Raw genomic sequence first — 4,413 nt, forward strand, 5'->3', positions numbered from 1 at the left:
GCCGGCGGGGTTCGGACGTCTCCGCGGGGAAGGTGATCGTGAAGCGCGGCGAGCGCCTCACGCCCGCCGTGATCGGGCTCATCGCCGCGGTCGGGCGCGCCTACGTCACGGTGTACCGCAAACTGCGCGTCGGGGTCTTCTTCTCGGGCGACGAACTCGTGCAGCCCGGCGAACCCCTCCGTCCGGGCGGCATTTACAACTCCAACCGCTTCATGCTGAGGAGCCTCCTGCAGACGCTCGGCTGCGAAGCGACCGACCTCGGCTCCATTCCCGACAACCTCGAGGCGACGAAGCGCGCGCTTCTTCACGCCGCGGAAACCTCCGACGTGATCCTCACGACGGGCGGCATGTCGGTGGGCGAAGAGGACCACATCAAGCCCGCCGTCGAGGCGCTCGGCCGCATCGACCTCTGGCGCGTGAAGTTGAAGCCCGGCAAGCCCCTCGCCTTCGGGCGCGTGGGCGAGGTTCCCTTCGTGGGGCTCCCCGGGAACCCCGTTTCCGGGTTCGTGGTCTTCCTGATGATGGCGCGCCCCTTCCTCATGCGCTGCATGGGACTTTCGGCCGTACGCCTGCAGCCCCTCAAGATCCGCGCGGACTTTGACTGGGCGAAGCCCGGCGACCGTGAGGAGTTCGTGCGCGTGCGGCGCAACTTCGAGGGCGGGCTCGACCTCTACCACATGCAGAATTCGCAGGTGCTTTCGTCGTGCGCCTGGGCCGACGGCCTCGTGGACATCCCCGCGGGGGCATCGGTGGCGCGCGGCGACGTGGTCGACTACTACCCCTTCGCGCAGTTTTTTGCGTGACATCCCCGATTCGCCATTTTTTGAGAAGGAAACAGAAGTTGCAGATCAAGGTGCTCTATTTTGCAAGCTTGCGCGACAAGGTCGGCCGCGGCGAAGAGACGGTTGAACTCCCGGGCGAAGCGACGACGCTCGCGGGCGTGCGCGAGGCGCTCGTCGCCCGCGGCGCCCCCTGGGACGCGGCGTTCGCGAACCTCAGGCGCATCCGCGGCGCCGTGAATCAGGAGATGGCCGATGATGTCGCGGCCGTGAAGGCGGGCGACGAAGTCGCCTTCTTCCCGCCCGTCACCGGCGGCTGAGGAGAGGCGCCGTGGCGAAGACCCTGATCCGCGTGGGCCCGGAGGACTTTTCCGTTGAAGCAGAGCTCGCGGCCGTGCGGCGCGAAAGCCCCTCGGCGGGCGGCGTCGTCTCGTTCGTTGGCGTCGTGCGCGACGCCAACGACGGCGCGCGCGTCTCCAAGATGACGCTCGAGCACTATCCGGGCATGACCGAGAAGGCGCTCGCGAAGATCGTCGAGAAGGCGCGCGAGCGTTTTCACCTCATCGACGTCGTGGTGATCCACCGCGTGGGCGAACTTCAGGTGGGCGATCAGATCGTGCTCTGCCTCGTCTCGGCCGCGCACCGCGGCGAAGCCTTCCAAGGGTGCGAGTACGTCATGGACTGGCTGAAGACCGAGGCGCCCTTCTGGAAGCGGGAGACCACGCCGGAGGGCGAGCGCTGGGTGGACGCGCGGGAGTCCGACGATCACGCCCGAGCCCGTTGGGCCTAGCGGAGCGGACCCAATCCCGTCCACTTGAATTTGCAACCCTTTGTAACGGGGCGCGTTCCTACCGGGGACGCGCCCTTGAACTTTCTCGGGACCGTCTCCATATGAATGTCATGTCCGGGAGGGCGGGGCCCCGCTGAGGCGCCGCACTCCCGAATGAACCGCTGCGCCCGCGGGACGGGCGCGCGGCAAAAGGAGATTTCAGACATATGCGTCAAGACAAGCTCACGACGAAGTTCCAGGATGCCCTCGGAGAGGCGCAGTCCATTGCGCTCGCCCATGACAACCAGATCATGGAGCCCCTGCATCTCCTGAGTGCCGTCCTCGCCGACACCGAGGGTTCGAGCCGTAGCCTTCTCGAGCGTGCGGGCGTCAACATTGCGCGCCTCGCGCGCGACGTCAACGACGCCATCGACCGTCTGCCGAAGGTGACGGGTCAAGGCGGCGACATCCAGGTTTCGCGCGACCTCATGAACCTCCTCAACCTCACGGAAAAGGAGGCGATGAAGGCGGGCGACGAGTTCATTTCGACCGAAATGTTCCTGCTCGCCCTCACGGAGGACCGCACGGAGGCCGGGCGCCTCGCCAAGGAGGCGGGCCTCACCCGCCGCGCGATGGAGGAGGCGATCAAGGCCGTGCGCGGTTCCGACAAGGCGGACAACCCCGACGCCGAGAACCAGCGCGAGGCTCTGAAGAAGTACACGATCGACCTCACGCAGCGCGCCCGCGAAGGCAGGCTCGACCCGGTGATCGGCCGCGACGACGAAATCCGCCGCACGATGCAGATTCTGCAGCGCCGCACGAAGAACAACCCCGTGCTGATCGGCGAACCGGGCGTCGGCAAGACCGCCGTCGTCGAGGGGCTCGCACAGCGCATCGTCAACAACGAAGTGCCCGATACGCTGCGCGGCAAGACCATCCTCTCGCTCGACATGGCGGGCCTCATTGCGGGCGCCAAGTACCGCGGCGAGTTTGAAGAGCGCCTGAAGAAGCTCCTCAAGGAAGTGACCGACCAACAGGGCCGCGTGATTCTCTTCATCGACGAGATCCACACGGTCGTGGGCGCGGGCAAGACCGAAGGCAGCATGGACGCGGGCAACATGTTGAAGCCCGCCCTTGCGCGCGGCGAACTCCATGTGATCGGCGCCACGACGCTCGACGAGTACCGCAAGTACGTCGAGAAGGACGCCGCCCTTGAGCGCCGCTTCCAGAAGGTCATGGTGGACGAGCCCTCGGTTGAGGACACGATCGCCATTCTGCGCGGCCTGCAGGAGAAGTACGAGGCGCACCACGGCGTCGAGATCACGGACCCTGCAATCGTCGCGGCCGCCGAGCTCTCGCACCGCTACATCACCGACCGCTACCTCCCCGACAAGGCGATCGACCTGATCGATGAGGCCGCGGCCCGCGTGAAGATGGAGATCGACTCCAAGCCCGAGGCGCTCGACAAGCTCGACCGCCGTCTGATTCAGCTCAAGATCGAGCGCGAGGCGATGAAGAAGGAGACGGACGACGCCTCCAAGAAGCGCCTTGCCGCGATCGAAGAAGAAATCGCCAAGCTCTCGCGCGAGTACTCCGACCTCGAAGAGGTCTGGAAGAAGGAGAAGAGCGAAGCGTTGGGCGAGAAGTCCGTGCGCGACGAGATCGACCGCGTGCACCGTCAGATGGACGAGTACAAGAGGAAGGCCCAGTACGAGAAGCTCGCCGAGCTCCAGTACGCGGTTCTTCCGAAGCTTGAGGAGAAGCTCAAGCGCGCCGAAAAGGCCGAGAAGGAGACCCAGAAGGGCGAGGCGAAGACGGGTCCGAAGCTCCTGCGCACGAGCGTGGGCGCCGAAGAGATCGCCGAGGTCGTGAGCCGCGCCACGGGCATTCCGGTTTCGAAGATGATGGAGGGTGAACGTCAGAAGCTCCTGCACATGGCCGAAGCCCTTGAGAAGCGCGTGGTCGGCCAGGACGAGGCGGTGCGCCGCGTCACGGAGACGATTCTGAGAAGCCGCGCCGGCCTCTCGGATCCGAACCGCCCGTACGGCAGCTTCCTCTTCCTCGGGCCCACGGGCGTGGGCAAGACCGAGCTCACGAAGGCGCTCGCCGAATTCCTCTTCGACACGGACGAGGCGATGATCCGCATCGACATGAGCGAGTTCATGGAGAAGCACAGCGTCGCACGTCTGATCGGTGCGCCTCCGGGATACGTCGGCTACGAAGAGGGCGGCTACCTGACGGAGGCCGTCCGCAGGAAACCCTATTCGGTGATTCTTCTCGATGAAGTCGAGAAGGCCCATCCGGACGTCTTCAACGTGCTTCTGCAGGTCCTCGACGACGGCCGCATGACCGATGGTCAGGGCCGGACGGTGGACTTCAAGAACACCGTGATCGTCATGACGTCGAACCTCGGCGCCCATGAAATCATGGAGATGACGGGCGAGCCGCACGAGAAGGTGAAGGACGCGGTGATGCAGGAGGTGCGCCAGCACTTCCGTCCCGAGTTCGTCAACCGCATCGACGAGATCGTGGTCTTCAATTCGCTCGACGCGGCGAACGTGAGGAAGATTGCCGAAATCCAGCTCACGTCGCTCAGGAAGCGCATGACCGAGCAGCAGATCGGGCTCATCGTCACCGACGCCGCCCTGGATGAAATCGCCAAGGTCGGGTTCGATCCGCAGTTCGGCGCTCGGCCTCTGCGCCGCGCCATCCAGGACCGCATCGAGAACGGCATCGCGCGGCTCCTGCTCGAAGGCAAGGCCGGTCCCGAGGACACCGTCAAGGTGGACGTGGCCGAAGAGGACTTCACCTTCACCGTCGAGAAAAAGACGGAGGAGAAGAAGGCCTGAGGCGGGGATCCCGAAG

The 4,413-nt window shown here is 65.4% G+C and carries 4 protein-coding genes; all 4 read left to right on the plus strand.

What is annotated here, in order from left to right; translation table 11 throughout:
* Positions 1-803: molybdopterin molybdotransferase MoeA (locus ACT6Y9_RS08910; protein WP_443744275.1), on the plus strand; the 803-nt coding region annotated here is incomplete at its 5' end.
* Between the two features lie 38 nt (positions 804-841).
* On the plus strand, positions 842-1,099 hold the full coding sequence (moaD, locus tag ACT6Y9_RS08915) for a molybdopterin converting factor subunit 1 (RefSeq protein ID WP_443744276.1): 258 nt from the start codon (positions 842-844) through the stop codon (positions 1,097-1,099).
* 11 nt (positions 1,100-1,110) lie between these two features.
* Positions 1,111-1,569, plus strand: coding sequence for a molybdopterin synthase catalytic subunit MoaE (gene moaE, locus ACT6Y9_RS08920; protein WP_443744277.1), 459 nt, complete (start codon positions 1,111-1,113; stop codon positions 1,567-1,569).
* A 206-nt stretch (positions 1,570-1,775) separates the two neighbouring features.
* Positions 1,776-4,397, plus strand: coding sequence for an ATP-dependent chaperone ClpB (gene clpB, locus ACT6Y9_RS08925; RefSeq protein ID WP_443744278.1), 2,622 nt, complete (start codon positions 1,776-1,778; stop codon positions 4,395-4,397).
* The last annotated feature ends 16 nt before the right edge of the window (positions 4,398-4,413 follow it).

The sequence above is a fragment of the Sutterella sp. genome (genome assembly GCF_052272535.1).
In the GTDB taxonomy this organism is placed as follows: Bacteria; Pseudomonadota; Gammaproteobacteria; order Burkholderiales; family Burkholderiaceae_F; genus Sutterella.